The organism is Ochrobactrum sp. 19YEA23, from assembly GCF_029909865.1.
In the GTDB taxonomy this organism is placed as follows: Bacteria; Pseudomonadota; Alphaproteobacteria; order Rhizobiales; family Rhizobiaceae; genus Brucella; species Brucella gambitense.
On record NZ_JASAMQ010000012.1, the window covers coordinates 44,682 to 71,552 of the forward strand.

Below are 26,871 nucleotides of genomic sequence, written 5' to 3' on the forward strand. Positions count from 1 at the left end.
AAAGGAACACGCTGGATTGCAACTGAGCTGCTTTCCCCTCCGGCAAAAATGGGTCATTCGGGCAGGGAACATTCTCTTAAGACCCATGAAAAAGAACATTTGCCAATTAAGCGGCCTCACGCTTAATTTCAGTGAACGCTAAAAACTCACGGGCTGAAACGGATTCTCGATGACAATAGACGGCATTTCTTCGCTTCCCGTTTCACAATCCGTTGTTGGAAAACTGACGAAAGCGGCAATTTTTCTCGTCGTGACGATCAACCCTGGATCAGAAGCTGAAGAAGCCGTTCGTGATTTATGCGCGGATATTTCAAGTCTGGTCCGCGGCGTTGGTTTTCGGCGCTTGGACGGGCAGCTTTCCTGCATAACAGGGTTCGGCTCGGAGGCATGGGACCGCCTGTTTGGCGCTCCAAGACCAAAAGAGCTGCATCCATTTCGCGAAATCCATGGCGTGCACAATGCTGTATTAACACCCGGCGATATTCTGTTTCATATCCGTGCGAGCAGCATGGATCAGTGTTTTGAGCTAGCCAGCCACCTCATGGAACGGCTTTCGGGTCATGTGTCTGTTGTTGATGAAGTGCATGGCTTCAAATTCTTCGATGATCGCGATCTTCTCGGTTTCGTTGATGGCACAGAGAACCCGGTGGACCAGGCCGCTTTATCTGCCACGATCATCGGTGAAGAAGATCCGGACTTTGCAGGAAGCAGCTATGTCATCACCCAAAAATATCTGCACGATCTGGCGAAGTGGAACAACGTTTCTGTCGAAGAGCAGGAAAATATCATCGGCCGGCATAAGCTCTCCGATATTGAACAGCTTGAGTCCCAGAAGAAGCCCTATGCCCATAACGTTCTGACGAATATCGAGGAAGATGGGGAGCAGATTCAGATTCTGCGTGACAATATGCCGTTCGGCGAAGTCGGAAAGGGCGAATTTGGCACCTATTTCATTGGTTTCGCTCGTTCCCCATCGCGGATCGAAAAAATGCTGGAGAATATGTTTGTCGGTAATCCTCCCGGAACGTACGACCATATTCTCGATTTCAGCCGAGCCGTGACCGGGTGTTTGTTTTTTGTGCCGACACTAACGTTTCTCGATAACGTCTCTTAAGACGCAGGACCGCCACGCTGCATGTGCCGGGAAGGTCTTCGATAGACACTTAGTCGTTGACGCAACTCGGAAACCGGAAAAGGTTCAAAGCTGCATATTGCAGCAGGATGATCGTCTTGGCATCCCGGATTGCGCCGGAGCCAATCATGCCCAATGCCGCATCGATATCCACTTCGAAGCCTGCAATATCCTCGCCCTCCTCTTCCTTTCCACCGCCCTGTGAAACCCGATCTCCGGGCTCATACTCTCCAACGAAAAAATGGAGGCGTTCTGTCACCGACCCGGGGCTCATGAAGACGTCGAAAATCTGCCGCACTTCGCTTACTTGAAAGCCCGTTTCCTCTTCTGTTTCTGCACGAATGCGCACCGCCGGTTCCGCATCATCCAACAATCCGGCTGGCGCCTCGATCAGCAGATCATCATACCCATTCACGAAGGCTGGATATCGAAACTGGCGGGTGAGAATAACCGTTCGCCGACGCGGATCGTAAAGCAGAATGGTTGCGCCATTGCCGCGATCATAGGTTTCTCGTGACTGGCTCTGCCAGCTTCCATCAGCCCGCTGGAATGAGAACTTGGTTTTCTTCAGGACATACCAATCGTTTGAGAGAAGGGTGACTTCTTCCACCCGAACACGATGCGCAATACTCACAATAACCTCCACACAAACACGATAAGTCGCTAGCCGTCGCCAGATCGTCGTGATATTCGTGCAATATCATGCAGAGTCAAGGATTTTCGTGCAATGAATATGCTGACAAGTGAACGAAAGGCTTTGATACTCGAGCTGCTGCGTCGCGATGGTCGGATCGTGGCAAAGACATTCAGCCGAGAGCTGGGTGTTTCAGAGGACACGATCCGCCGCGATTTGCGTGAACTGGCCAGCGAAGGTCATCTCTTGCGCGTTCATGGCGGAGCCCTGCCCGCCTCAGCGGCCGTTGCCGATTTTGCAACTCGGGAAGATGCAGCGTCATCCGCCAAAACTATGCTCGGCGGCATTGCTGCCCGGCTGATCCGACCGGGCCAGATCGTCTTCCTTGATGGCGGCACGACAAACATACAGCTGGCGCGTCAATTGCCCCTCGATCTCAAGGCAACGATCGTCACCCATAGTCCCAATGTAGCCGTTGAGTTGGCGCGCCACCCGCTCATTGACATCGAACTGGTGGGCGGACGCTTATTCAGACATTCCATCGTCACAGTTGGGTCGGTAGCCGCTGAAGCCATCTCCCGAATTCGAATGGATGCATATTTCATGGGTGTGACGGGTCTTCACCCAGAAACGGGCGCGACCACCGGCGACAATGACGAAGCCGCCATCAAAAGACTGATCGCTCGCCAGTCGGCGGAGACAATCGTCGTGGCAACCCGCGAGAAACTCGGGGTCGCATCACCTTATCAAGTCGTACCGCTGGCAGAGATAACAACCCTTGTGACAGAGCCACAGCTATCGCAGGAGATATTGCTTCCCTTCGCATCCCAATCAATCGATATCGTCCAAGCGTGATTGACGGCGTGACCGTCACGGTAAACTCGGGACAAGCGTTATGATAATGCCTCAAGCGATTTCGCCAGTTCCATGACAAGCGGTGACGGATCATCAGCAGCATATATGCCAAATTCGGCGACCGGTGCCGGGGGCAGATTGTATTTTCCATTTATGGTCTCGCAGTCTGGCGGAACCGCTTCCGCAAACAACACCCCAACACCCAGCCCTCCCCGCAGTGCCGATAGCATGGCAGGCAAGCTTTTCACGCGGCAGCCAACGGTCCACGCGATGCCCGCTTCGGCAAGGGAGGCGATCATACGATCCTGCCACGAACAGGATGTTTCAAAAAGCACGACGGGAAGCGGGTCATTCTCATCCACATCAAGCAATCGGCTGGCGCACCAGACCAGTTGATAGGATATAAAGCTCATTGGCGGCAGGGCGAACCGGGCGGGATCGGCAACGACGATGTCGCTTTGCCCTTCATCAAAAGATCGCGCAAGCTGCGCCGAATTGGATGAACTCAGCTCAATTTCCACCGACGGATGTTGCTGTCTGAACTGAGCAATTGCGCCAGGAAGACGCGTGACTGCCAGATCTTCAAAAAGTCCTAGCCGAATACGCCCCACCAACTTCTTATCGACCAATCCGCGCTGCATGTCTTCCGTCAGCGCAATGACCCTTCGCGCATAAGCCAGAAAGGCTTCTCCCGCTTCCGTTAGAGAAACACCGCGAGAGGACCGCGTAAACAGTTCACTGTCCAGTTCCCTTTCTATTCGCTGCAACTGCATGCTGACGGCTGCCTGCGTGCGCGCAAGACGATCAGCGGCTTTGCTCAATGTGCCCGTTTCGGCCACCGCGACAAACATCCTGAGCAGTCTGAGATCGTAACTCACATCCATAAAGAAACCTTATACCGTACTAAGAATTATAAGGGTACACGAGGGGTACCGCTTTTGACAATATGGAATCCGAAACCAGAAAATGGAGTATGAAATGTCCGACTATAAAGAAAAACTGGCTGCTTGCGGTATCGTTTGGCCCAATCTGACCCGGCCAGATCTGCCCTTTTCGCCCACCACGAAAGTCGACAATTTTCTCTATGTTTCGGGCCAGATACCCGAAAAAGGCAGCGACATCGCTTACATCGGACAAGTCGGCGGCGAGATCGATATGGAAACCGCCCTCGAAAGCGCGAAGCTCTGCGCTGCAAATGTCATCTTCTGGGCGAATGAAGCGCTTGATGGCGATCTTGACCGTGTTGTCCGGTTGGCCAAGCTTACAGTCTTCGTCAATGCCGTCCCGGGCTTTACCACCTATTCTCAAGTCGGCAACGGTGCTTCTCAACTTATGAATGCGGTCTTTGGCGAACGTGGCGCACATGCACGCTCTGCCATTGGCGTCGCCGGGCTGCCAGCCAATGTGCCGGTCGAAGTCGAAGCCGTTTTCCATATTCGCTAATCAAGGGACCGCAAATGTCCGTCGTGCATTTTAATCATAGCGGAGCCGGGTTGCCTTCCCCCGAAACGGTTCAGGTGATTGTCGACCATCTGCGTCTCGAAGCCGAACGCGGTCCGATGGAGGCTGGCGCGGGCGCATCAGACGCCCTCCATAGGACCTATCAAGCGGCGGCAAAGCTGTTGGGGTGCTCACTGCAGGATATCGCTTTCGGAACCAGTCATGGACAGCTTTATGGCAACCTGATTGCCTCTATTCCGCTCTCTCCCGGCGACAGGATATTGGTCAGCCGTCAGGAATGGATTGGCAATGTCTTATGTCTACAACGCTCTGCAGACCTGAATGGCGCAACACTCTCATTGAGGGCCTCGGACGATACAAGCGCCGTCGATACTGTTGCGCTTGGACAAAGCCTCTCGCCGGTTACGCGCATTGTTGCCCTGACCTGGGTTGGTGCGGGAAGTGCACTGATCAACCCTGCCGCAGCTATTGGTGCTGCAATCCGGCAAGCCGGGTCATCGGCGTTTTTCATCATAGATGCCAGTCAGGCTATTGGACAGATACCGATTGATGTCGCCGAGTTGGGTTGTGACGCTCTCATCGCCTGCGGGCGGAAATTTCTGCGCGGACCGCGCGGCACAGCCTTGGCCTATATTTCACCCCGCCTTGCGGAAGAACTCGTTCCGCGCAGTATCGACAACCTGTCCTCCACTTTGAGTGACGGCAACGTCGCAGTGGCAAAAAGCGCTCAGGTTTTTGAGTTTGGTGAAGAGTCGGTGGCACTCAAGCTTGGTCTTGGAAAAGCAATCGAACAAGCCCTCGACTTGGGTATCGACCGCATCGGGCAAGACCTCGCACATAAGGCCGTGACCCTTCGTCAGACCCTTGCTGAAGTGCCGGGAGTCAAACTGCTCGATCTTGGAGACAGCAAAGGCGCTGCCGTCACATTTGCAATCGATGGATTACCATGCGCGCTCGTAAAGCAACGTCTCGCCGATCAGGGCATCAATATCGGCCTGAACGGACCGGGCTACACACCTTACGATATGTCTATACGCGGGATTTCAGAGTTGCTTCGAGCCTCCGTGCATTTGAGCACCTCTGATGATCATATTGCTTTGCTGGTCAATGCTATCAGATCGATCAGACAAACAGGGATTTGAGTTGGAATTTGACAATGAATGACAAAAAGCAGACAGCACTTCTTTTGGGTGGAAGCAAGGGTCTTGGATTAGGTGTTGCCGAAGCTTTGGCAAAGCAGGGCGTAAATATTGCTCTCGTCGGCAGAGACAAAATAGCGATGCGCGCAGCAGAAGAGCGCCTTGGCACTTATGCGGGTTCGGTGATGTCTTTCGCCTGCGACCTGACTGATCCTGCCAGTGTTTCCAGAATGATGGAAAATGTCGACAAAGCCGTCGGCAGCATCGATATCCTGCTTCTCAATGGCGGCGGCCCTGCTCCGGTTTCCGCTTCTCAATATGACGAAGCCTACTGGAACACACAGATCAGAAGCATGTTCCTCAGTCAGATTGAAGTGGCTGCTCACTATCTTCCCGGCATGCGTGAGCGCAATTTCGGTCGGATCATTGCAGTATCCTCGACCAGCATTCGCGAACCCATTCCCAATCTCGCAGCTTCCAATGCCTTGAGATCGGCCCTCGCAGGATGGGCCAAAACGCTTGCAAGCGAAGTCGCTGGAGATGGCGTGACCGTCAATGTCGTAATGCCCGGCCGGTTTGCCACCGAGCGCACCACGCGTCTCGACGCACTGGATGCAGTTGAGCGCGGTGTCGATCCAGTCGTCATCGCAACCGAGAGCCAGAGCGAAATTCCAATCGGACGTTACGGTACTCCGGAAGAGTTCGGCGAAGTTGTAGCGTTCCTTGCCAGCAAGGCAGCAAGCTACATCAATGGCGTGGCGCTGCCGATTGATGGCGGCCTGAGCCGTTCAATGATCTGATAAGCCAGACGTCGCCATACCTGCTCAGGGTTGCATCGCACCATAACGATGACGCTGGCTTCGCCCAATTGGACGTGACAGCCTGAAAATTCTAATTCTCCGAGATAAAGCCTCGGAGAACTGCCCATAGATTGTAATTAGGGAACCACTATTGCAGTCAGCAATTGCCTATCCGACGATTAATATCGTCATGATAGCTACGTTTTCACACACGGCATCATTTAACATATAGATCCCGCGACCGTTTGAGATGTGCAAGCATGGCCGCTTCGGCGCCTTCGGCGTCGTTTTCAGCCAAACGGTCGAGAATTTCGGTGTGTTCAACGAGCGTATATTTTTCCTTGCCGGTCCAGATCAGCATGTGGGTGTGATATTCCTTAAGCCACGCCAGCATGGCTTCGCTGACCGCTATAAAGATCGGATTATCCAGAATCTTCGCAATGCGAATGTGGAAGTCCATATCCGCAGCGATGAATGCATCAGCATCACCCAGAGATTGCCGCTGCCGTTCGATAATTTCGCGCAGTTCCGAAATATCGCGCGCGGTCACTTTTTGCGCAGCCTCGCGCGCAATGCCGCGCTCGAAAAAGATGCGCGCACTCTTCAGGTGCTCGAGCGTATCCATCGATTGCGCAAGCATGATCTTCGCCGTCGGATCAACCTGCTGAAATATCGACCTCGCTGTGAGCTTGAGAACCTTGGCGCGTTCTCCATGCGAAATACTGACCAACCCCATTTTGGCAAGTGACTGCATCGCCTCACGGATTGCAGGGCGGCCGACACCAAACCGTTCCATAAGGACGCGTTCGGACGGCATCTCATCGCCAGGGAGCAATTCGCCGGACGTGATCATGGTTTCAAGCCGGTCAAACACTTCGTCTGACAGTTTGCGGCGAACGATAGGTTCGATTGGCTGGGTCATGGCATCTCACTAATCATGAGCTTTGCTCTCTTATGCATCTTCGAATGCTCAGATGAAAGACATTACCCGTGCCCTCATGCACGGGCTAACAATTTTCCTCTTGCAGATATTGGAATACTCATTATACCAGTTTGCATTCGAACGCCATGCGCTTTTCGTTAGCGCGACTAAAGCAGCGAGTAACGGCAATTCCGATGAATATCTGTTTGACCTATCGCATTGAGACCACCGGCAGCATCGAGAAGATGGCAGCCAAGATCGCCAGCGACCAATCCACTGGCACCTTTGTTGCACTTCCGGGCGAAACGGAGGAATTGAAGGCACGCGTCGCCGCCAGAGTGCTCGATATCCGCCCTCTGAAAGATGCGCGCGTTCCGGCTTGGCCGGAACTGAAAGACGGTCATGGTCCGATCAGGCGCGCCGATGTGGACATCGCTTTTCCGCTCGATGCAATTGGTACCGATCTCGCAGCGCTCATGACGATCGCTATTGGCGGTGTTTATTCGATCAAGGGCATGACCGGTATTCGCGTCGTCGATATGAAGCTGCCGTCGGCGTTTCGCGATGCCCATCCCGGCCCGCAATTCGGGATCGAAGGCAGCCGCAGGCTCACTGGCGTAGAAAAGCGCCCGATCATTGGCACCATCGTGAAGCCCGCACTTGGCCTTCGCCCTCATGAAACTGCGCAGTTGGTAGGTGAATTAATTGCGTCCGGCGTGGACTTCATCAAAGACGACGAAAAGCTGATGAGCCCGGCTTACTCGCCGTTGAAAGAGCGCGTAGCGGCAATCATGCCGCGTATTCTCGACCACGAGCAAAAGACCGGCAAGAAGGTGATGTACGCGTTCGGCATTTCGCACGCAGATCCTGACCAGATGATGCGCAATCATGACATTGTTCTCGAAGCAGGCGGTAACTGCGCGGTGGTCAACATCAACTCCATCGGCTTCGGCGGGATGAGTTTTCTGCGCAAACGCTCGAGCCTTGTCCTGCATGCACATCGCAACGGCTGGGACGTTCTGACTCGCAATCCGGGCGCCGGGATGGATTTTCGCGTCTACCAGCAATTCTGGCGTTTGCTTGGCGTTGACCAGTTCCAGATCAACGGCATCCGGGTGAAATATTGGGAGCCGGACGAGAGTTTCGTGTCTTCCTTCAAGGCCATCAGCACACCACTTTTCGATCCATCCGATTGCCCGCTTCCGGTTGCCGGTTCCGGTCAATGGGGTGGTCAGGCACCTGACACCTACGCGCGTACAGGTCGCACCACAGATCTCCTCTATCTGTGCGGCGGCGGCATTGTCAGTCATCCGGGCGGACCGGCTGCTGGCGTTCGCGCAGTTCAACAGGCGTGGGAGGCAGCAGTCACAGACATCCCGCTCGAGACTTACGCAAAAGACCATCCCGAGCTTGCCGCCTCGCTGGCCAAATTTGGCAACGGAGGCGAATAATGACCGGCATCAACGCTCCGCTGCTCTCCTACTATGGAGATGATCTGACTGGCTCCACAGATGTCATGGAAGCCTTGAGTTCGAACGGCGTAGACACCGTCTTGTTCCTAAACACGCCGGATGACGTGCTATTGGCGCGATTTGCCCATTGCAGAGCTATCGGTCTTGCAGGCACCAGCCGCAGCGAAACTCCGGACTGGATGGACAATCATCTGACGCCGGCTTTCGCATGGCTGCGCGCCCTCAATGCTGCAATTTGTCACTATAAGGTCTGTTCCACATTCGATTCCGCTCCGCATGTCGGCAATATCGGCAAAGCGATCGAGATCGGCAAACATGTCTTCGAGCAGGCCTATGTTCCGCTGGTGGTCGGTGCGCCGCAACTCAAACGCTACACGTCCTTCGGCAATCTTTTTGCTGCATATCAAGGCGAGACCTACCGCATAGACCGTCATCCCGTGATGAGCCGCCATCCTGTGACGCCAATGCATGAAGCCGATCTGCGTCTGCATCTGGCCCAACAAACGGCGTTGAAAGCCGAACTGATCGACAGTCCAACCCTGACCTCAGCTGACGCTGATACACATGTCGACAAGATCGCTCAGACGGCGGACGGCATGGTGCTCTTCGATGTCGATAGCACAGAAACCCAGCTGCGCGCCGGAGAGCAAATTTGGCGTTTGCACGCGCCAGAGGGCTGGTTTGTCGCCGGTTCTTCGGGCATCGAATATGCGCTGATTTCTGCATGGCGAGAGGCTGGGTTGATCGGCGCTCGGAGAGACTTCCCGCTACCTGGCAAAGTCGATCGTATCGCCGTGGTGTCAGGCAGCGTCTCGCCGACAACCGAACGGCAGATCCGCAGCGCAACCGCAGCCGGGTTTATCAGCATCGATCTCAATCCGTTGGACCTTCTGGGTGAGAATGCTGCGCAGTCGATTGAAGAAGCCATCACGCTTGCACAAAGAACTTTGCAGGATGGCAGAAGCGTCATCCTCAATACCGCCCTTGGTCCATCTGCTGATCGTGGCCGTGAAATTGACCGCATTCCCGGTAGCCGTCATCGACTAGCGCGCATTCTGGGCTCGATCTTACGCAGTCTGGTGGAGCGCGAAAATCTTTCACGTGCCGTCATTGCTGGTGGCGATACGTCCAGCCATGCCCTGCGCGAGCTGAATGTTGACGCGCTGACCACTCTTCTGCCGCTACCGCAGACACCCGGCTCGCCGCTCTGCACGGCCCATAGCCGCGATGATACGACCAACGAACTTCAAATCGCACTGAAAGGCGGGCAGGTCGGCGCTGATAATTACTTCAGCCAGATACGCGACGGCCTATCCAAATGAATCTGGAATACTCATTGACTGGTTATACCAGTTAAGCTACCAAAGATACGGGAAGGAAAATTCAATCATGACAGCAATCGCTTTGTTCGGCGCAGGCGGCAAGATGGGCTACCGTCTGGCCAAGAACTTGAAGGGCTCACGCTTCGACGTCCGCCACATCGAAGTCAGCGATGCTGGCAAGACGCGCCTGAAGAATGATCTGGGCATCGAAACGGTAGATGCCGATCAGGGCCTTGCAGACGTCAATGTCGTTATTCTCGCCGTGCCAGATACGCTCATCGGCAAGGTGGCTGCGAGTATTATCGACAGACTGAAGCCCGGCACGATGGTGATTGCGCTTGATGCGGCTGCCCCTTTCGCAGGTCATCTGCCCGAACGCGCTGATCTGACCTATTTCGTCACCCATCCTTGTCATCCGCCGATTTTCAACGACGAAACGGATATGCAGGCAAAGAAGGACCATTTCGGGGGTCTGTTCGCCAAGCAGCACATCGTTTCGGCACTCATGCAGGGACCGGAAAAGGATTATGCGCTGGGCGAGGAAATCGCCAAGGTCATCTGGGCTCCCGTCATGCGCTCGCATCGCGTCACTGTCGAACAGATGGCCATGCTGGAGCCGGGCCTCTCCGAAACCGTGTGTGCATCGCTGCTCGTCATCATGCGCCAGGCAATGGATGAATGCGTGCGACGCGGTGTTCCGGAAGAAGCGGCTCGCGATTTCCTGCTCGGTCATATGAACGTTCTGGGCGCGGTCATTTTCAAGGAAGTCGACGGCGTATTTTCGGATGCCTGCAACAAGGCCATCGAGTTTGGCATTCCTGCGCTGATGCGCGACGACTGGAAAAACGTCTTTGAACCACAGGAGATTGCCGAAAGCATTCGCCGTATCACCTGACAATCAAAACGGGAGGGTCAAGCGCCCTCCCTTCACTGCCTTGCTGGGAACAGGGCTGAACACACTGGGAGGAAATTATGGAATTCACACGTAGGAAACTGACGCGCGGAATTGCGCTGGCTATTGTCGCTGGTGCACTGTCGGCAGGCACCGTTATGCCAGCCTGGGCGGCGGACCTCATAGCGATTATCACGCCTTCGCACGATAACCCGTTCTTCAAGGCTGAGGCCGTCGGCGCAGAAGCAAAAGCCAAGGAACTTGGCTATGAAACGCTGATCCTCGTTCACGACGATGACGCCAACAAGCAGTCTCAGCTTGTTGACACGGCAATCGGTCGTGGCGCCAAGGCGATTATTCTGGATAATGCTGGCTCTGAAGCATCCATTGCCGCAGTGCAGAAAGCCAAGGATGCAGGGATTGCATCCTTCTTGATCGATCGCGAAATCAATGCGACCGGCATTGCTGTATCGCAGATTGTTTCCAACAATTATCAGGGTGCACAGCTTGGTGCAGAAGAATTCGTCAAGCTGATGGGCGAAAAAGGCAACTACGTCGAATTGCTCGGCCGCGAAGCCGATCTCAATGCAGGCATTCGCTCCAAGGGTTATCACGACGTTATCGATGACTACCCGGATATGAAGATGGTTGCGCAGCAGTCAGCCAATTGGAGCCAGCCGGAAGCCTTTGCCAAGATGCAGAGCATTCTGCAGGCTAATCCGGACATCAAGGGCGTGATTTCGGGCAACGATACGATGGCCATGGGTGCCTGGGCTGCCCTTGAGGCAGCTGGCCGTAAAGATGTGATCGTGGTTGGTTTTGATGGTTCCAATGATGTACGCGATTCAATCAGGGCTGGAGGCATAAAAGCCACGGTCCTTCAGCCAGCCTTTGCGCAGGCACAGAACGCCGTCGTTCAGGCCGACGAATTCATCAAGTCGGGCAAGAAGCCAGCTGAAGAAAAGCAGTTGATGGATTGCGTTCTGATCAACGGCGATAATGCTGAAAAGCTCGAAACCTTCGCCTTGAAGGATTGAACCAAAGAAACCGAGAGCCGGGAGCCGAAACGCTCCCGGTATATTCCCTATACCGAGGATATCTTTATGTCAGTGCTGAAGTCAGCGTCCATTGTTGTGCTGGCCTGTGGTGTTGCGCTTTCGGGCTGTAAGATCATCAAGACGCCAACAGCTGAGGAAGCCGCAGCCGCGCGCGGTGACAATTTCAATCCGGATCGTTCTGTTGCCGATATCTGGGATTCCAAGGTTAAACCGTTCTTCGCAGAAAAGACGGTGACCCTCGATGACGTCATGACGGCGGCTAGCAGTGACATCGACGCGGCAGGAAGCAAATTTGGCCATCGTGAAAAGCAGGGCAACGCGCCCTGGACATTTGCAACCAAGCTGGAAGGCGTGGTCGTTGACGCCGAAACCAAATCGCGGGCCGCTTATATCGATGTTGACAGCAATGGTGACGGCAAGGCGGATGCCCGCGTCCAGATTGGGCCGACTATTCGTGGCACCGCAATCCGTGACAGCTTGAGCTTTGTAAACTTCAGCGAGTTCCGCAACCAGATTGAATGGGCCCAGTTTGGCAAGTCGTTCAACACACGTATCAATGATGATGTTTTGTCGAAGCTGCCGCGTGACAATCTGGTCGGCATGAAAGTCAAGGCCAGTGGAGCCTTCGCCATGCCCGCCAAGGGTCAACTACCACTTTTCACTCCCGTATCCATAACACTGGAGAAGTGACCATGGACACGGAACAACAACCCGAAGACGATATCGTTCTCAAACTCGAAGACGTATCGAAAGTCTATTCCGGCATTGTCGCCGTCAAACGCGCCAATCTGGAATTGCGACGGGGTTCGGTCAATGTGCTGGTCGGAGAGAACGGCGCTGGCAAATCCACGTTGATGAAGATCATTGCCGGTGTCGAGCGCCCAACCATGGGCAGGATCATTCTCGATGGAGAACCGGTCACATTTGACAGCCCTGCCGACGCGCAAAAGCGTGGCATCGCAATGATATTTCAGGAACTCAACCTGTTCGCCAACATGTCCGTGGCCGAGAATATCTTTGCTACCCGTGAGATTATGCGCGGAGTGCGCGGCATTGACCATAAAGCGCAAGTGCTAAAAGCCAATGCGTATCTCAGACGTCTGAATGCGGGCATTGATGCCAATATGCTCGTTTCCGATCTTCCCATCGGCCAGCAGCAATTGGTGGAAATCGCCAAGGCAATTTCGCTTGATGCGCGTATCGTCATCATGGACGAACCTACATCTGCGCTCTCCGCCGCCGAAGTTGATATTCTCTTCAAGGTCATCGCTGAACTGAAAAGCCAGGGCGTCGCTATCGTCTATATTTCGCATCGTCTGGAAGAATTGATGCGTATTGGCGATTACATCACCGTGCTGCGCGATGGCAAGATCACCGGCCAGGAGGAGGTCAAGAACATCGACACGCAATGGATTGTGCGCTCGATGATCGGCTCCGATGCCAAGGACTTTGCCAAGTCCGTCACCCATAAAATCGGTAGTGAGCGGTTCCGCGCTGAAAATATCACCCTGCCGCGTACAACTGGCGGCCTTGCCGTTGACGATGTCTCATTGTCGGTGCGCGCTGGAGAAGTTCTGGGTATATATGGTCTTATGGGCGCAGGGCGTTCCGAGTTCTTCGAATGTGTCATGGGTCAGCACCGACATTCGACAGGCCAGATTTTTATAGACGGTCAGCAAGTGACCGAACGCGACACGACACGCCGCATAAGGCGCGGGCTTGCTCTTATACCCGAAGACCGACAGCGCGAGGGGCTGGTGCAGGTGCTTTCAATCGCCAGTAACCTTACGATGGCCAGTCTCGACCGGCTGGCGAAGGTCTTTCACATCGCGCCGAAGCGAGAAAAGGAAGCCGTCAGGGAGGCTATCAAGGATCTCTCCATCAAAGCCCCGAACCCCGATTTCGAGGTGACGTCGATGTCCGGCGGCAACCAGCAGAAAGTCGTGATCGGCAAGGCGTTGATGACCAATCCAAAAGTTCTTTTGATGGACGAACCATCGCGCGGGATTGATGTTGGCGCAAAGGCGGATGTCTTTCGCACGATGCGTCGTCTCGCAGGCGAAGGATTGGCTATCCTCTTTTCAACCTCAGATCTGGAAGAAGTTATGGCGCTGTCTGATCGCATCGCCGTGCTCAGCAATGGCAAGCTCATTGCTATCTTTGAACGCGAGCACGCAACCGAAGCCCAAATCATTGCGGCCTCTGCCAAGGGGCATGGCCACAACCCGGATCAGCAAATCAAGGAAATCGTGTCATGACAGCCAAGACAGTTACGGCAGCCACTGACCCAACCTTTGCCGGCGGCTCTGCCCTGCTGACGCTGATGAAACTGCGAACATTCATTGCGCTTTTTGCAGTTTTCGTCTTTTTCTCATTCGCCGCGCCGAATTTCCTTTCGGCAGCCAATCTGATTTTGATGTCGAAACACGTTGCGCTGAATGCGTTTCTCGCGATGGGCATGACTTTCGTCATCATTACGGGCGGCATCGATTTGTCTGTTGGTTCGATTGTCGGCCTGTGCGGCATGGTCGCTGGCGGTCTCTTGATCTATGGCGTGGACCTGGGGATCGGTTACACCGTCTATTTCAATGTGATCGAAATATCTCTCATAACACTGGCTGTCGGCGTCGCGGTTGGCTTCGTCAACGGGCTCTTAATCACAAAGCTCAATGTAGCGCCATTCATCGCCACGCTCGGAACCCTGTATGTCGCGCGCGGCCTTGCCCTGTTGTCATCTGACGGCCAGACCTTCCCGAATCTGGTCGGCCGCGAAGATCTCGGCACGACCGGCTTTGGTTTTCTCGGCGCGGGCAGCATTTTGGGCTTACCGGTTTCCATCTGGCTTTTGATCATCGTTGCATTGGGTGCGGCCTATGTCGCCCGATACACGCCGTTGGGACGACAGATTTTCGCAGTAGGCGGCAATGAACGCGCGGCGCGCATGTCCGGCATTCGCGTCGACCGTGTAAAAATGTTCGTTTACATGTTTTCGGGCTTTTGCGCTGCCATTGCCGGTCTTATCATTTCCTCGGAATTGATGGCTTCGCACCCTGCGACGGGCAACTCCTTCGAACTCAATGCCATTGCGGCAGCCGTCTTGGGTGGAACATCCATGTCAGGGGGGCGCGGCACTATCGGCGGAACGATTATTGGCGCGTTTGTGATCGGGATTCTTTCCGATGGGTTGGTCATGATGGGGGTATCGTCCTTCTGGCAGATGGTCATCAAGGGCCTGGTCATCATCATCGCCGTGGTTGTAGATCAGGCGCAACGCCGCCTTCAGCAACGCGTCACGCTCATGCAAATGGCAAAGGCAGGATAATGACAGAATTGAATGGCGCGCTTATCGGCTGCGGCTTCTTCGCGATCAACCAGATGCATGCCTGGAACGATGTTTCCGGCGCGAAAATCGTGGCCATCTGTGACCGCGATCCCGAACGGCTGAGAATTGTCGGTGATCAGTTCGGGATCGAACGCCGTTATGCCGATGCTGAAGCGCTGTTTGCTGATGGCAACGTTGATTTTGTCGATATTGCCACGACAGTTGGAAGCCATCGCTCGCTGGTTGAAATGGCTGCCGCACATAAAGTGCCCGCCATCTGTCAAAAGCCTTTTGCCACAAATCTCGGTGATGCGAAGGCTATGGTGAAAGTGTGTCACGATGCCGGTATTCCGTTGATGGTTCACGAGAATTTCCGCTGGCAGACCCCGATACAGGCCGTTCGGAAAGCGCTCAATAGCGCCGCGATAGGCGATCCCTTCTGGGGGCGCTTTTCCTTCCGGTCGGGCTTTGATGTCTTCTCGGGCCAGCCGTATCTTGCGGAAGGCGAGCGCTTCATCATCGAAGACCTCGGCATTCACACGCTCGATATCGCGCGCTTTATTCTCGGCGATGTAACAAGCCTCGTCGCGCGAACCAAACGCGTGAACCCGAAGATCAAGGGTGAGGACGTAGCGACCATCTTGCTCGACCATGAAAATGGTGCCACATCAGTTGTCGATGTCAGCTATGCAACCAAACTTCTGGTTGACCCCTTCCCGGAAACGCTCATCGAACTGGATGGAACGGCGGGGTCAATCCGCCTTCATCAAGGATATCGTCTGGAGATAATTAATAACAAAGGAACAGCTATCTCAGATGTTTCACCTAGAATGCTGTCCTGGGCCTCACGCCCCTGGCACAATATTCAGGAAAGCGTTTACGCAATCCAGCAGCATTGGGTCGACAGGCTTGCTTCCGACGAGGAAACATCAACATCGGGCGCTGACAACCTCAAAACCTTTGCACTCGTGGAGGCAGCTTATAGCAGTGCGGCCAGCGGCAACCGCATCGATGTAAAGGCTATGCTGGCATGAGCAGCGTCGATCCGTTTCTGCTTTATGGTACACAGGAAACCGAAGCCAGACCGCTGCATCTGCAAGCCGGGCGTCTCGCAGTTGACCTGAGCGATGGGAATTTGCGGACCATCACATATGATGGGGCCGAAGTGCTGCGCGCTGTCTCCTATCTTATTCGCGACCGTGACTGGGGCACGTATGCTCCCTCTATCCGTGACCTGACCGTAGAGAGAAACACAGCCGGCTTTTCTATCACCTATCAGGCGCATATTGACGGCCCCAACAATACTCAATTGAAGGTCGACGTAACCATATCTGCCGATGCCGGTGGAACACTGACCTTTGATGCCATCGCCACATCGACAACCGGCTTTGAAACCAACCGATGCGGTTTTTGTATTCTGCATCCGATTGTCGGACTTGCCGGTTCGCCAGTCACGGTGGAGCATGTCGATGGGACGCATGTCGAGACCCACCTACCCGATCTCATCGAGCCGTGGCAACCTTTCAAGAACATGCGCGCCATCACCCATGAAGCCCTTCCGGGTGTGCTGGCCCAATGCCGGATGGAAGGCGATGTCTTCGAGATGGAGGACCAACGTAACTGGTCCGACGCGTCTTATAAAACCTATGTGCGCCCGCTGGCACTGCCCTGGCCTTATCGGATTGAAGCCAACGAACCTGTGCATCAGCGCGTCGCGTTGATTATACGCGATAATCGGATGAGTGCGCCCGTTGTTGTCAAGGCAACCACAGAGCCAGTCCATATTACGCCTGACAACGCACGTGGCACCATGCCGAATATCGGCATTATCATTACGCCGGAAGAGGCCAAGACAAGTCTAGCTGCATCATCCCTGGTTGATGAAATTAACCCGCAGGATTTGTTGTTCCACTACGATCCGCGTGCCGGACATAACAAAACGGCATTCATGAACTTTGCCGCCATAGCGGCTGAATTCAAGGGGCGCACATCGTTAGAAATAGCGCTCGCTTGTGAAAGAGCACTGCTTGACGAGACCTCCGAAATCGCGGCGCAAATGAAAGCTGCAGGCTTTACGCCAGACACGATCATTGTCTCGCCTTCAATCGACCGCCAGTCCACGCCGCCCGGCAGTGCGTGGCCACCTTGCCCACCACTGGAAGAAGTCTATAGCGCCGCGCGCATTGCTTTCCCGGGCGCCACCCTTGGCGGCGGTATGCTGAGCTATTTTACGGAGCTGAACCGCAAGCGCGTGCCGGGCGCTCTGATCGATTTCGTGACCCATTGCACCAACCCGATCGTCCATGCCGCAGACGATCTCAGCGTCATGCAAACCTTGGAAGCGCTCCCCTTTATTACGCGTTCAGTGCGCGCGATCTATGGTGCGAAACCCTACCGCATTGGCCCATCGACCATTCCCATGCGCCAAAATCCCTATGGTAGCAGGACCATGGACAATCCCGATGGAAACCGTATCGCCATGGTCAATCGGGATCCGCGCCACAACGGCAAATTCGCGGAAGCTTTCGCATTTGCCTATGCCGCGCGGGTGCTGGACGCAAATCTCGACTGTCTGACCCTATCGGCATTGACCGGTCCTTTTGGACTGATTGCGGATGAAAATGAGCCAACACCAGCAGGTTATACGCGCCCGGTCTTCAACAGCGTGAAGAGCTTATCTGCACTGGCTGGGAAGGAATGGCGCGCCTATCTTTCCTCACGGCCGAGCCATGTTCTTGCATTTGCAGTCGAGAGTGAACTCTGGCTGGTGAACGTCACCGCTGAAGAACAAAGTATCGGTATAGAAAACCAAAGACCGCTTCCGCTCGCTCCCTATGCCGTTACGGTGGTGGCGCTCTCAAACTGATTTTACAGGTAGGCAAAAGAGATGCCGATACACGACATTTTCCAATCGTATATCTGCTGAAAATTCAGCGCCGCTTAGCGGGCCTGGCAGCCAGAACAACATTGTGACGCTTGGCCAGCTCAGCGGTCACTGCTTCGATTTCTTCGGCTTTGCGCGCGTCACTCCAGCCAAGTTCCAGCGCCAGAATATCCGCTATCGCAGCCAGATTATCGGTTGCCAGTGCGCCATCAATGGCGAGCGTCGTACGGCGCAACACAACATCGGCGAGATGGACCACCAGTTCATTGCGCGCGATCCAGGCGATTTCGGCGCGGCTTACCGTATCGGTTTCAGGCAAATGCGCGGCACCGGCTTTGGCTTCATCGCGAATGATTGCACCAGCCGTTGTGCCATAGCGCTTGAGCAACAACTCAACACGCTCCCGTCCATGGCCCGTCTCGCTTACCTGTCGCGCAACCCAGGCAGCACGTGCTTTGTCATCCAGCGGGTAGTCCTTGCCGCCACCGATTGCGAGATTGCGCGTCGAATGAATACGCTTGCGGTCCATTCGTTGGAGAACCTTATCCGCAACCTCCTCGGCAAAGCCCCGGAATGTCGTCCATTTGCCGCCGATCAGCGATATGATTGCGAATGGACGCGCCGCATCGGGCTCAATCACCGGGGCCGAGTGATCACGGCTGATCAGCCCCGGTTCCGAGGCATTGGAAGCAGGCAGCGGGCGAATGCCGCTATAGGTGTAGACGATCTGGTTGCGGTCAAAATGCAGTTTCGGCAAAAGTGAGCGCAGACTTTCAATGAAATAATCCGTCTCATCATCGTCGCAGCTTACATTGTCCGGATCATCAGACGGAATATCAGTCGAGCCAACCAGCGCAAGACCATGATAGTCGTAGACCAGGCAGATACGACCGTCATCGGCCTCGAAATAAATCATCCTTCCATCAAGGCTCTTCACCAGTTCGGAATGGTCGATCAGAATATGCGATCCCTTGGTGCCACCGATCATCTTGGTCGGCTTGCCGAGCGCTGCATTCACATGGTCGATCCATGGTCCTGCCGCGTTGATGACAAGCTTCGGCCTGACCGAAAACCCTGCACCATCTGGACCTTCAAAACTGACTGTACCGTCACCGGCTTTTACCAATCTGGTGAAATTGACCGCCGCACTCAATGAATTGGCCTGAAGCCCGTCACTGACGAGTTCATAAACGAGGCGTTCCGGCCGGCTGACCTTCGCGTCATGATAGATGCCGCCAGCAACAATCGCTGGCGTGATATAAGGCATTTCCTTCGTAGCGGTCTTTTTCAAGAGAAAACGATGACGCGGCATCACACGTTCACGCGCACCGAAATAATCATAGAGACCAAGACCAATCTTGATCAAAACCGCACCGCGGCTGCGTGGAGCTGTTGTAGAACCGAACAAAGTGCGCAGCGCGGCTGTAATACCTTTGGTCCATGAGAAAACGGGAATAAAAGTCGGCAACGGCTCAACATTATGTGGCGCATTCTTCAAAAGCAGGTTTCGTTCCAGCGTGGATTGCGCAACGAGACCGAATTCTCCTGTCTCCAGATATTTCAGCCCGCCATGGATCAGGCGAGATGGCGCTGCACTGGTGCCCGATCCGAAATCACCCTTATCGACAATCAGGCAATTGACGCCTTGCTCGCACAAATCACGATAAAGCCCCGCACCATTGATGCCCGCCCCGAGAATAAGGACGTCCAAGCCGTTCTTTTCGAGTTGCGCAATGCGGCTTTTCATTTCGGCAGAGCCTACGAAACTGTTCATTTCACCGTCTTCACATGTGTTTTCTGCGCAGCCGCGCAATATTCGTTCCGTTCATCGTCAGTCCGTAAGGGCTTCGATCTTCGGCCATAATGGTCCAAGCGAGGATGCAATTTCCTTGAACAGCGTGAAGCGCTTTTCATATTGCACGCTGCGTTGGGCATCTGGCGTGTAGGTGCGGCAGATCGCATCAAGATCGCGCGGATCACTGTAAACATCCGCAAAAACACCTGCACCTTTGCCCGCACAAAGCGCTGCACCCCAGGCTGCTGCCTCATCCGTCTCGGTCACGGTTACGGGCATTCCGAGCACATTGGCAAACATCTGCGCGAAAGCTGGACTGCGCGACACCCCACCGGTCAACCGCGCAGCAGAAATATCAAACCCCTCCTTGAGGTGGTCGACATGGATACGATGATTGAAGGCTATTCCTTCCCAGACAGCGCGCAGCATATCGCCTCGTTCCTGCCAGCCGCGCAGACCGAAGAAGGCCCCACTTGCCATAGCCCCATAGGGTGAACCGAAGAGATAGGGATGGAACAATGCTGTTGAAGGCTTGGCCAAGGCTGCATCTATTTCCGGGCGCAACATGTCATGGATCGAGCGGCCCGTTTCCTCCGCCAGACGCCGCTCCGAAGGACAAAGCTGGTCCAGAAACCAGTCATAATTCGCCGTCGACGCCGGCGAGATCGACATGTTGTTCCATTCCCCCGGCGCAATGCCATTGCGGCAAAACCAGCTCTCGTTCACGCGCGGTTCGGAGGATAGCGTTTCATTGATCGAATAGGTTCCAGCGACAACCGCCACAGTCCCCGCTTTGAGGCCACCAACCCCCAGCGCCGATGCCGTCACATCGTGCAGACCGCCGACAACTGGTGTTCCAGCGACAAGTCCGGTCCGTGCCGCGCAAGCCGCAGAAACGCCGCTCACGATCTCGTCCGAGCGCGACATGGGCGGCAATGCGTTCCAAAGGGCATCGAGCCCAAACAGTTTCAGCGCCTCGCGCGAATAATCCTGCGTATTCACATCCGTAAATGAGGTGGACGCCTCGGTTCGATCCGTTCCGACCTCTCCTGTCAGGCAGAACCGCAGCCAGTCCTTGCAGGCTATCACATGCGCGATGCGGCTGAAGCGCTCGGGCTCGTTTTCTTTCACCCAGGCGAGAATTGCCGAAGGTGCCGAAGCGTGGGGCAATTGTCCGGTAACGGCGATGGATTGCGCTGCCACCGCGCTATTCAGCCAGTTTTCTGCAATATCGACGGCGCGGCTATCCAGCGACAGAATACCCGCGCCAAGAGGGCGGAATTCATCGTTGAGCATATAGATACCATCCCCATGTGCAGTGGTGGCAATGGCCAGAATGTCCGAGGCAGATCTCCCGCTCACGGAAATGGCTTCTGCAATTGCTACTGCCGTGGCGTTCCAGAATTCGTCCATGTCCCGCTCGACATGACGGGGATGTGGAAAAGATTGCGCCACGCGGCGACGCGCAACGGAAAGCGTCCTGCCGTCGATATCGAACACAACGGCTTTTGTGACGGTCAGTCCGCTATCAATTCCCAACAGAGAGGGCATGGATCGAATTCCTGGTATGTAAATGCAGGGCAGCGAAGAGCGTTCGCTGGGATTGGATTATTCTCTCTGGCCAGTTGAACGGGCGACCACGACATTGATATCCTGTGACTGCATCCGTTCAATATGCGTCTCGGGCGTATCTTCATCGACGATGACGACATCGAAATCGTTCAACGCACCGAAATTGTGCAGGGCGCGCCGTTCGAATTTTGTATGATCGGCCAGAAGGACACTTTTTGCTGCGCATTCGCGCATAGCTCGCTTGGTTTCAACCATCTCGGTCGATTGATGGAACAGCAGATCGTCGGTGATTGCAGCAATCGAGATGAACGCTACGTCTGCACGCAGACGCCGGATTTCATGGATCGTCATGCCGCCGACAAAGGCGTTGCACCAGTTATAAAGCTGCCCACCCAGACCGATCAGCGTGATGTCCTGCATATCGCGAACCTCATTCATCAGGATCAGCGAATTGGTAATGATGGTCAAAGGCGTCTTGGCCTGAAGATGCGGCACCATTTGCAAAACGGTGGTCGAGTTATCCAGAAAGATGGCTTGTCCCGGCTCGACAAACTGCATCGCCGCTTCAGCGATCTGTTTCTTTTCTTCCGACTGCCTTGAAACCCGATAAAGATCACTCGCTTCGATCAAGCTGGTGGGTGCTGCGGAAACGACGCCGCGCGTCTTGCGAAAAAGACCCCGGCTCACGAGTTCGTCGACGTCGCGGTGAGCGGTCATCAGGCTGATGCCGAAACGCTCGGTCAAGTCTTCGATCCGCATAGAACCTTCGGCCATAACAGTCTCGGCAATCTGCTGGCGACGCACCAGCTGACGTGCATGCCGACTGTCATTTGGCACTTGATCCGTCATCAGATTGTCTATGCTTGCTTTGTTGTTCACCGTCATGCCTGCTATCCGTTCCCTGCAATATTATCGTTTTCACTGACAGGTTCCGACGCTCTGCGCCAGATAAAAAGGGGAACGATATTCGGAGCGCCGGTTAGAAGCCGACGCTCCGGTCTTAGCTCTTACTGCTCGAGAACGAACGGAGCCGTGTACTTGTTGACATTATCCTTGGTGATCAGGAAGCAATCAAAAAGCTGCTTCTCCTGATCGACGCCTGTCTTGCCGGTCTTAATAAAGCTATCAGCCTGCTTGACGGCAGCTTCCGAGAAAATGGCAACCGGCTGCAGTACGGTGTATTGAAGTTCACCGGCCTTGATTGCTGCAACAGCATCTGGCGAACCATCGAAGCCGCCGACCTTGACCTGCTCCAGCTTGCCAGCCTTCTTCAGGGCAGCAATCGCGCCAAGAGCCATTTCGTCGTTGCCGGAAATCACGCCGATAATGCCGGGATTGGCCTGCAACAGGGCCTGCATCTTGTCGTGCCCCTGTGTGCGGTTCCAGTTGGCCACATCCTTGCCGGCCTTCACCAGATCCGGGTACTGCGACAGGACAGTTTCGTAGCCATTGGAGCGCGTTGCGGCATTGTTATCCGACGGCGCGCCGAACAGCTCGACATATTTGCCCTTGTCGCCAACGCTTTCAACCCACTGGGTTGCGCCGATTGCAGCGCCCTGAGCATTGTTGGAAACGAGCTGCGCCTTGGCGAGGCCTTCCTGATTGATTTCAGCGTTGACGAGGAACACCGGAATGCCTGCTGCGACAGCGCGCTTGACCGCGCCAACCGAGCCGTCAGCATTGGCCGGATCAAGAATGATCGCAACCGACTTATTGGTGATCGCGGTGTCGATCAGATTGCTTTCGGTGTTCGTGTCGCCCTTGTGACCGCCAACGACAGCCGAATAGCCCATGCCTTCAGCCGTCTTCTTGGCGATTTCACCTTCGGTGTACCAGTAGGGGTTGGAAGGATCGTTGACGATAATCGTCATCAGACCTTCAGCCCAAGCTGCGCTGGCGATAAGCGGCAGTGCCGCTGCTGCGGCAAACAGAACGCGCATACCCTTCTTAAACATGTCTCACTCCCGTAACATTTATTGTTTGTGTTGTGCCGGTTGCCCGGCGGGTATCATTTCCAGTGGGCGAGGCTTTTGAGGTTGATCGCCGTCTTGGAAATCTTTCGATACGCCCTCGGATTACGACCCATCCAAGATTGGACCGGGTCCTGTTCCTATCGTCGGGAGTATTGAATGCTGTTGAGCAGAACCGCGAGCACAATCACCGCGCCGGTAAAGACCGTCTGCCAGTAGGAGGATACACCGATGATCACCAGACCGTCGGATAGGAAGCCGATCACGAAGGCTCCCAACAGCGTACCTTGAATGGTGCCGCGTCCGCCTGTCAAAGCTGCGCCACCGATAACAACCGCTGCGATTGCCGTTAGTTCATAGGTCGTTCCCGCGGTCGGACCGGCCGATGTAAGCTGCGACGACAAAACGAGACCGGCAATTGCGGCGCAGATACCTGAAATGACGTAAACGGAAATCTTGACCCGCTTGACGGGTACGCCCGAAAGCTCAGCAGCCCGCTCGTTCCCGCCCGAAGCATAGAGCCAGCGACCGAACGCTGTGCGGTTGAGAACGATGGCGCAGATGATTGCGAGAACAGCCAGAACCAAGACACCGATCGGAACACCGAAAAGCGTGTTGAAACCGAGCCACTCAAAGCCGGTGTTCCCGAGTTCAGGACGGCCACCAAGATTGTTGTAGGTCAGACCGTTGGTCATCAACAAAGCAACACCACGCGCGCAATAGAGCACGCCGAGCGTCGCCACAAAGGCTGGAACCCGCAGATAGGCAATCAGCACGCCGTTAACAGCGCCCACAAATGCACCCAGTGCACAGGTGAGGATCACCACGGCCCAGACCGGGAAATACAAAATGATGCCAAATTCCTGCAGCGTCACGCCCTGCATAAGAAAACCGGCAACCACACCCGCAAGTCCCAATGTGGAGCCAACGGAGAGATCGATGCCGCCATTCAGGATCACCAGCAACATGCCGATCGCCAGCAACCCGAAAATGGCAACATGCGAAGACATGATGAGGAAATTGTCGACTGTGAAATAATAGGGCGACAGGAACGAAAAAGCAGCGATGATTGCGATCAGGGCAAAAAACGCACGACCTTCGAGCAGCAGATGCACGATACTGGTTTTCCGCTTTGCCCCGCCCGGGGTTGCCGCTTTGTCTTTTGTGCTCGTGACTGACATTCTATCAGTGCTCCATAACTAAAGCATTCAGCGATCTGGTAAAATCAGATCAGGTGCTCGAACTTTTGACTTGCGCATGCCCCACTTAAAAAGCCGAAGGCGTCGGGAGACATGCAGGAATTTCTCAGTGACCGACCATGGATTCGCCCGAGGCTGCCATGATCTTTTCCTTGGAAACATCCGAACCGAATTCGGCTGAGATGCGCCCTCGGTGCATAACGATGATGCGGTGCGCGATACTCAGGCATTCGCCAACTTCGGAGGTGGTGTAGACAACCGCCAGTCCCTGCTTGGCTTTCTCGGCCAACAGCTTGAACACCTCGGCCTTCGCGCCGATATCAATGCCCCGGCTCGGTTCATCCAGCAGGATCACCTCTGGCTCGGTCGCCAGCATCTTGCCGATCACGACTTTCTGCTGATTGCCGCCGGACAGCGATCCAATCGCCGCGTCACCGCCATCGGTCTTGATATGAACGTTCCTGATCGACTGATCGATGATGTTCTTCTCGCTCTTTCGGGACGTGAAGAGGCCCTTGGTAATCTCGGCGATGCTGGCCAGAGACAGGTTCTTTCCGACCGTCATCGTCTGGACGAGACCGTCGCGCTGGCGGTCCTCCGGAACGAGAACCAATCCCTTTTCGATGCGCTGGGCAATAGTGAGGCCTGAAACGTCATTGCCCTTGAGGACAATCCGGCCGCTGCTTGCCTTCAGTCGACCAGCAACCGTTTCCAGAAGTTCGGTACGACCAGCGCCCATCAGCCCGTAAATGCATATGATTTCACCAGCACGCACATTGAGGGACAGCCGGTCGACCAGCGCGAAATCCGCGCCTGCCGGATCGGGAACCGTCAGGTTCTCGATGGAAAGAGCGACATCACCCCATTCATAGCCGGTCGGAGGCGAGCCAAGATCGAAATTCTCGCCCACCATATTGCGAACGATCCATTCCAGATTGATTTCACTGCGAGGCGCATAGGCCGTCATCGTGCCATCGCGTAGCACGACAGCATGATTGGTGATCTGAAGCGCTTCTTCGAGATGGTGAGAGATATAGACGATTGCGACGCCGCGCGACGTCAGATCGCGGATGACCTTGAATAGCACCTCGACTTCCGACGCGCTCAATGCGGATGTTGGTTCATCCATGATGAGAATGCGGGAATTGACCGAAAGAGCGCGAGCGATTTCCACAATCTGTTGCTGGCCGAGTCGCAATTCTTCAACCGGCGTCAGCGGATCAATATCCTCTTCCAGTTCCTTCATGAGTTCGCGCGTCAGGCGCTCTTCCTCAGAGAAATTGACACCGGTCGGAGTGCGGATTTCGCGACCCATGAAGATATTGTCGCGCACATTCATGTTCGGTGCGAGGCTCAGTTCCTGATGGATGATCGAGATGCCGCGATCACGCGCTTCGGTAGAAGAGCTGAATGTCACCGGTTCACCATCCAGCACAATTGTACCCGATGTTGGTTGAATGACCCCAGACAGTACTTTCATCAGAGTCGACTTGCCTGCACCGTTCTCGCCAAAAAGCGTGGTGACCTGACCGCGACGAATTTCGAAGTTAACGCCTTTGAGCGCATGGATGCGACCATAGGATTTGGCCACATTGTGCGCCGCCAGAACGACATCGCCGTTCTTACCTTCGATCTTGGAGCTTTCCATAGTTTCGGTGGAACTCATTTTACTGCAAGCTCCACCGGCGTCACGAGCCAGTTCTTTGGATTGACGAGCTTGAATACGCCGGTTACCGAAACGGTCTTGCCAGTGAGACTATCAGCATCCACACCCTGTAGAACCTGCTTCTTCATTTCATTGTTGAGCGCAGAACCGGCGTTTTGAAATTCGATCTGGTTCTTGAACTGGCCAAACTCGACTGTGCCGGTCGCATCGCGCAGATCCGTGCCGTTGACGGCAGGCCCGGTCTGAACGCGGATTGCCACGCCCTCAGGCATGCCATCGACCTTGATCACGTTATAGTTCGACTTACGTTCCTCAACGACACCAGTGAACTTCACAGGGATGACGGGATTGACACTGCCGACGCCGTATTTTTTGCCTGCGGCGGCCTTGTCTGCGACCAGCGCAGTTGCGACTTCGACCGCATCAGCAGCCCGTTCAACAATGCTCGACTTCACCTTAGGGAACTCCGAAGCGCCATATGCCTCCGGCGAGAATACCTGCTGACGCACATCGGAATCGGAACCGATCTTGACGACTTTGGTGTCGAACCCAATCGCGCCAATAACGACAACGGCCGCAATCACGCTCCAAAGAATGGCGCGGCTTTGCTTGGCAGAACCTTTTGAAACTTGATTAGTCTGTGCACTCATTATCAAACGCCTTCAGCAATTTCTGCCAGATTGTCGTGACGGAGCGTGCCGCGCAGCCACATTTCAGCCCCTACTCGCAAATGGCTCATATCCGGCCATCACATTGAAACAGGCAAAGCCCCGTTC

24 protein-coding genes and 1 pseudogene are annotated in these 26,871 nt (G+C 54.9%); 14 read left to right on the forward strand and 11 right to left on the reverse strand.

Annotated features, from left to right (window positions below):
* Positions 1–169: 169 nt before the first annotated feature.
* Positions 170–1,114 carry a Dyp-type peroxidase gene (locus QBD01_RS22560; protein ID WP_280994616.1) on the forward strand — a complete coding sequence of 315 codons (945 nt, stop codon included), beginning with the start codon at positions 170–172 and terminating at the stop codon, positions 1,112–1,114.
* Between the two features lie 49 nt (positions 1,115–1,163).
* Here the strand turns inward: QBD01_RS22560 and QBD01_RS22565 are convergent, their stop codons facing one another.
* Positions 1,164–1,766 (reverse strand): NUDIX domain-containing protein, encoded by a 603-nt coding sequence (locus tag QBD01_RS22565; protein WP_280994617.1) that lies wholly within the window; start codon positions 1,764–1,766, stop codon positions 1,164–1,166.
* Positions 1,767–1,865: 99 nt separating this feature from the next.
* Here QBD01_RS22565 and QBD01_RS22570 point away from each other — a divergent pair, with 99 nt between their 5' ends.
* Positions 1,866–2,621 (forward strand): DeoR/GlpR family DNA-binding transcription regulator, encoded by a 756-nt coding sequence (locus QBD01_RS22570; RefSeq protein ID WP_280994656.1) that lies wholly within the window; start codon positions 1,866–1,868, stop codon positions 2,619–2,621.
* A gap of 38 nt (positions 2,622–2,659) precedes the next feature.
* Here the strand turns inward: QBD01_RS22570 and QBD01_RS22575 are convergent, their stop codons facing one another.
* Together QBD01_RS22575 and QBD01_RS25470 are read right to left on the reverse strand one after the other, a co-directional pair.
* Positions 2,660–3,262, reverse strand: a complete 603-nt coding sequence (locus QBD01_RS22575) for a substrate-binding domain-containing protein (protein ID WP_280994618.1) — start codon at positions 3,260–3,262, stop codon at positions 2,660–2,662.
* Positions 3,263–3,319: 57 nt separating this feature from the next.
* Positions 3,320–3,505: pseudogene (locus tag QBD01_RS25470) on the reverse strand (LysR family transcriptional regulator); the annotation flags it as partial.
* A 94-nt stretch (positions 3,506–3,599) separates the two neighbouring features.
* Between QBD01_RS25470 and QBD01_RS22580 the strand changes: the two are divergent.
* The 3 genes from QBD01_RS22580 to QBD01_RS22590 are packed head-to-tail and all read left to right on the forward strand — an operon-like array spanning position 3,600 to position 6,021.
* Entirely contained in the window at positions 3,600–4,064 is a 465-nt protein-coding gene (locus QBD01_RS22580; protein ID WP_280994619.1) for a RidA family protein, read from the forward strand.
* 14 nt (positions 4,065–4,078) lie between these two features.
* Positions 4,079–5,224, forward strand: a complete 1,146-nt coding sequence (locus QBD01_RS22585; protein WP_280994620.1) for an aminotransferase class V-fold PLP-dependent enzyme — start codon at positions 4,079–4,081, stop codon at positions 5,222–5,224.
* A gap of 14 nt (positions 5,225–5,238) precedes the next feature.
* Entirely contained in the window at positions 5,239–6,021 is a 783-nt protein-coding gene (locus tag QBD01_RS22590; RefSeq protein ID WP_280994621.1) for an SDR family oxidoreductase, read from the forward strand.
* A 217-nt stretch (positions 6,022–6,238) separates the two neighbouring features.
* On the opposite strand, the gene QBD01_RS22595 is transcribed toward QBD01_RS22590, so the two are convergent.
* Positions 6,239–6,943, reverse strand: coding sequence for a transcriptional regulator NanR (locus QBD01_RS22595; protein WP_182522522.1), 705 nt, complete (start codon positions 6,941–6,943; stop codon positions 6,239–6,241).
* A 194-nt stretch (positions 6,944–7,137) separates the two neighbouring features.
* Between QBD01_RS22595 and oiaX the strand changes: the two genes are divergently transcribed.
* The 9 genes from oiaX to QBD01_RS22640 all read left to right on the forward strand — a co-directional run bounded on the left by oiaX (position 7,138) and on the right by QBD01_RS22640 (position 17,875).
* Positions 7,138–8,394: a 3-oxo-isoapionate-4-phosphate decarboxylase OiaX gene (gene oiaX / locus QBD01_RS22600; protein ID WP_280994622.1), complete on the forward strand. Its 1,257-nt coding sequence runs from the start codon at positions 7,138–7,140 to the stop codon at positions 8,392–8,394.
* Positions 8,394–9,737, forward strand: coding sequence for a four-carbon acid sugar kinase family protein (locus tag QBD01_RS22605; RefSeq protein ID WP_280994623.1), 1,344 nt, complete (start codon positions 8,394–8,396; stop codon positions 9,735–9,737). Before oiaX ends, QBD01_RS22605 begins: the two co-directional genes overlap by 1 nt.
* A 67-nt stretch (positions 9,738–9,804) precedes the next feature.
* On the forward strand, positions 9,805–10,632 hold the full coding sequence (locus tag QBD01_RS22610) for a phosphogluconate dehydrogenase C-terminal domain-containing protein (RefSeq protein WP_280994624.1): 828 nt from the start codon (positions 9,805–9,807) through the stop codon (positions 10,630–10,632).
* A 77-nt stretch (positions 10,633–10,709) separates the two neighbouring features.
* Positions 10,710–11,666 (forward strand): D-ribose ABC transporter substrate-binding protein, encoded by a 957-nt coding sequence (locus tag QBD01_RS22615; protein ID WP_280994625.1) that lies wholly within the window; start codon positions 10,710–10,712, stop codon positions 11,664–11,666.
* 66 nt (positions 11,667–11,732) lie between these two features.
* Positions 11,733–12,377, forward strand: a complete 645-nt coding sequence (locus QBD01_RS22620; RefSeq protein ID WP_280994626.1) for a DUF2291 family protein — start codon at positions 11,733–11,735, stop codon at positions 12,375–12,377.
* Between the two features lie 2 nt (positions 12,378–12,379).
* Entirely contained in the window at positions 12,380–13,945 is a 1,566-nt protein-coding gene (locus tag QBD01_RS22625) for a sugar ABC transporter ATP-binding protein (protein WP_280994627.1), read from the forward strand.
* Positions 13,942–15,009 (forward strand): ABC transporter permease, encoded by a 1,068-nt coding sequence (locus QBD01_RS22630; RefSeq protein WP_280994628.1) that lies wholly within the window; start codon positions 13,942–13,944, stop codon positions 15,007–15,009. The genes QBD01_RS22625 and QBD01_RS22630 overlap by 4 nt, the downstream gene beginning before the upstream one ends.
* On the forward strand, positions 15,009–16,043 hold the full coding sequence (locus QBD01_RS22635; RefSeq protein WP_280994629.1) for a Gfo/Idh/MocA family oxidoreductase: 1,035 nt from the start codon (positions 15,009–15,011) through the stop codon (positions 16,041–16,043). The genes QBD01_RS22630 and QBD01_RS22635 overlap by 1 nt, the downstream gene beginning before the upstream one ends.
* Positions 16,040–17,875, forward strand: coding sequence for a hypothetical protein (locus QBD01_RS22640; RefSeq protein ID WP_280994630.1), 1,836 nt, complete (start codon positions 16,040–16,042; stop codon positions 17,873–17,875). Before QBD01_RS22635 ends, QBD01_RS22640 begins: the two co-directional genes overlap by 4 nt.
* A gap of 64 nt (positions 17,876–17,939) precedes the next feature.
* Here the strand turns inward: QBD01_RS22640 and QBD01_RS22645 are convergent, their stop codons facing one another.
* The 7 genes from QBD01_RS22645 to QBD01_RS22675 all read right to left on the reverse strand — a co-directional run bounded on the left by QBD01_RS22645 (position 17,940) and on the right by QBD01_RS22675 (position 26,745).
* Positions 17,940–19,667, reverse strand: coding sequence for a glycerol-3-phosphate dehydrogenase/oxidase (locus QBD01_RS22645; RefSeq protein ID WP_280994631.1), 1,728 nt, complete (start codon positions 19,665–19,667; stop codon positions 17,940–17,942).
* 57 nt (positions 19,668–19,724) lie between these two features.
* Entirely contained in the window at positions 19,725–21,239 is a 1,515-nt protein-coding gene (locus QBD01_RS22650; RefSeq protein ID WP_280994632.1) for an FGGY-family carbohydrate kinase, read from the reverse strand.
* Between the two features lie 57 nt (positions 21,240–21,296).
* Positions 21,297–22,145, reverse strand: a complete 849-nt coding sequence (locus tag QBD01_RS22655; RefSeq protein WP_280994633.1) for a DeoR/GlpR family DNA-binding transcription regulator — start codon at positions 22,143–22,145, stop codon at positions 21,297–21,299.
* Between the two features lie 122 nt (positions 22,146–22,267).
* Positions 22,268–23,215: a D-ribose ABC transporter substrate-binding protein gene (locus tag QBD01_RS22660; protein WP_280994634.1), complete on the reverse strand. Its 948-nt coding sequence runs from the start codon at positions 23,213–23,215 to the stop codon at positions 22,268–22,270.
* Positions 23,216–23,370: 155 nt separating this feature from the next.
* Positions 23,371–24,411 (reverse strand): ABC transporter permease, encoded by a 1,041-nt coding sequence (locus QBD01_RS22665; protein WP_182522508.1) that lies wholly within the window; start codon positions 24,409–24,411, stop codon positions 23,371–23,373.
* Positions 24,412–24,535: 124 nt separating this feature from the next.
* Positions 24,536–26,077: a sugar ABC transporter ATP-binding protein gene (locus QBD01_RS22670; protein ID WP_280994657.1), complete on the reverse strand. Its 1,542-nt coding sequence runs from the start codon at positions 26,075–26,077 to the stop codon at positions 24,536–24,538.
* A gap of 14 nt (positions 26,078–26,091) precedes the next feature.
* Positions 26,092–26,745 carry a DUF2291 domain-containing protein gene (locus QBD01_RS22675; RefSeq protein WP_280994635.1) on the reverse strand — a complete coding sequence of 218 codons (654 nt, stop codon included), beginning with the start codon at positions 26,743–26,745 and terminating at the stop codon, positions 26,092–26,094.
* Between the last annotated feature and the right edge of the window lie 126 nt (positions 26,746–26,871).

Coding starts and splice junctions, on each gene's coding strand:
- QBD01_RS22605 (WP_280994623.1), top strand. CDS start 8,394: ATGACCGGCATCAACGCTCCGCTGCTCTCCTACTATGGAGATGATCTG.
- QBD01_RS22630 (WP_280994628.1), top strand. CDS start 13,942: ATGACAGCCAAGACAGTTACGGCAGCCACTGACCCAACCTTTGCCGGC.
- QBD01_RS22645 (WP_280994631.1), bottom strand. CDS start 19,667: ATGAACAGTTTCGTAGGCTCTGCCGAAATGAAAAGCCGCATTGCGCAA.
- QBD01_RS22570 (WP_280994656.1), top strand. CDS start 1,866: ATGCTGACAAGTGAACGAAAGGCTTTGATACTCGAGCTGCTGCGTCGC.
- QBD01_RS22640 (WP_280994630.1), top strand. CDS start 16,040: ATGAGCAGCGTCGATCCGTTTCTGCTTTATGGTACACAGGAAACCGAA.
- QBD01_RS22660 (WP_280994634.1), bottom strand. CDS start 23,215: ATGTTTAAGAAGGGTATGCGCGTTCTGTTTGCCGCAGCAGCGGCACTG.
- QBD01_RS22650 (WP_280994632.1), bottom strand. CDS start 21,239: ATGCCCTCTCTGTTGGGAATTGATAGCGGACTGACCGTCACAAAAGCC.
- QBD01_RS22610 (WP_280994624.1), top strand. CDS start 9,805: ATGACAGCAATCGCTTTGTTCGGCGCAGGCGGCAAGATGGGCTACCGT.
- QBD01_RS22580 (WP_280994619.1), top strand. CDS start 3,600: ATGTCCGACTATAAAGAAAAACTGGCTGCTTGCGGTATCGTTTGGCCC.
- QBD01_RS22655 (WP_280994633.1), bottom strand. CDS start 22,145: ATGACGGTGAACAACAAAGCAAGCATAGACAATCTGATGACGGATCAA.
- QBD01_RS22675 (WP_280994635.1), bottom strand. CDS start 26,745: ATGAGTGCACAGACTAATCAAGTTTCAAAAGGTTCTGCCAAGCAAAGC.
- QBD01_RS22615 (WP_280994625.1), top strand. CDS start 10,710: ATGGAATTCACACGTAGGAAACTGACGCGCGGAATTGCGCTGGCTATT.
- QBD01_RS22575 (WP_280994618.1), bottom strand. CDS start 3,262: ATGCAGCGCGGATTGGTCGATAAGAAGTTGGTGGGGCGTATTCGGCTA.
- QBD01_RS22665 (WP_182522508.1), bottom strand. CDS start 24,411: ATGTCAGTCACGAGCACAAAAGACAAAGCGGCAACCCCGGGCGGGGCA.
- QBD01_RS22585 (WP_280994620.1), top strand. CDS start 4,079: ATGTCCGTCGTGCATTTTAATCATAGCGGAGCCGGGTTGCCTTCCCCC.
- QBD01_RS22620 (WP_280994626.1), top strand. CDS start 11,733: ATGTCAGTGCTGAAGTCAGCGTCCATTGTTGTGCTGGCCTGTGGTGTT.
- QBD01_RS22635 (WP_280994629.1), top strand. CDS start 15,009: ATGACAGAATTGAATGGCGCGCTTATCGGCTGCGGCTTCTTCGCGATC.
- QBD01_RS22625 (WP_280994627.1), top strand. CDS start 12,380: ATGGACACGGAACAACAACCCGAAGACGATATCGTTCTCAAACTCGAA.
- QBD01_RS22590 (WP_280994621.1), top strand. CDS start 5,239: ATGAATGACAAAAAGCAGACAGCACTTCTTTTGGGTGGAAGCAAGGGT.
- QBD01_RS22670 (WP_280994657.1), bottom strand. CDS start 26,077: ATGGAAAGCTCCAAGATCGAAGGTAAGAACGGCGATGTCGTTCTGGCG.
- QBD01_RS22595 (WP_182522522.1), bottom strand. CDS start 6,943: ATGACCCAGCCAATCGAACCTATCGTTCGCCGCAAACTGTCAGACGAA.
- QBD01_RS22560 (WP_280994616.1), top strand. CDS start 170: ATGACAATAGACGGCATTTCTTCGCTTCCCGTTTCACAATCCGTTGTT.
- oiaX (WP_280994622.1), top strand. CDS start 7,138: ATGAATATCTGTTTGACCTATCGCATTGAGACCACCGGCAGCATCGAG.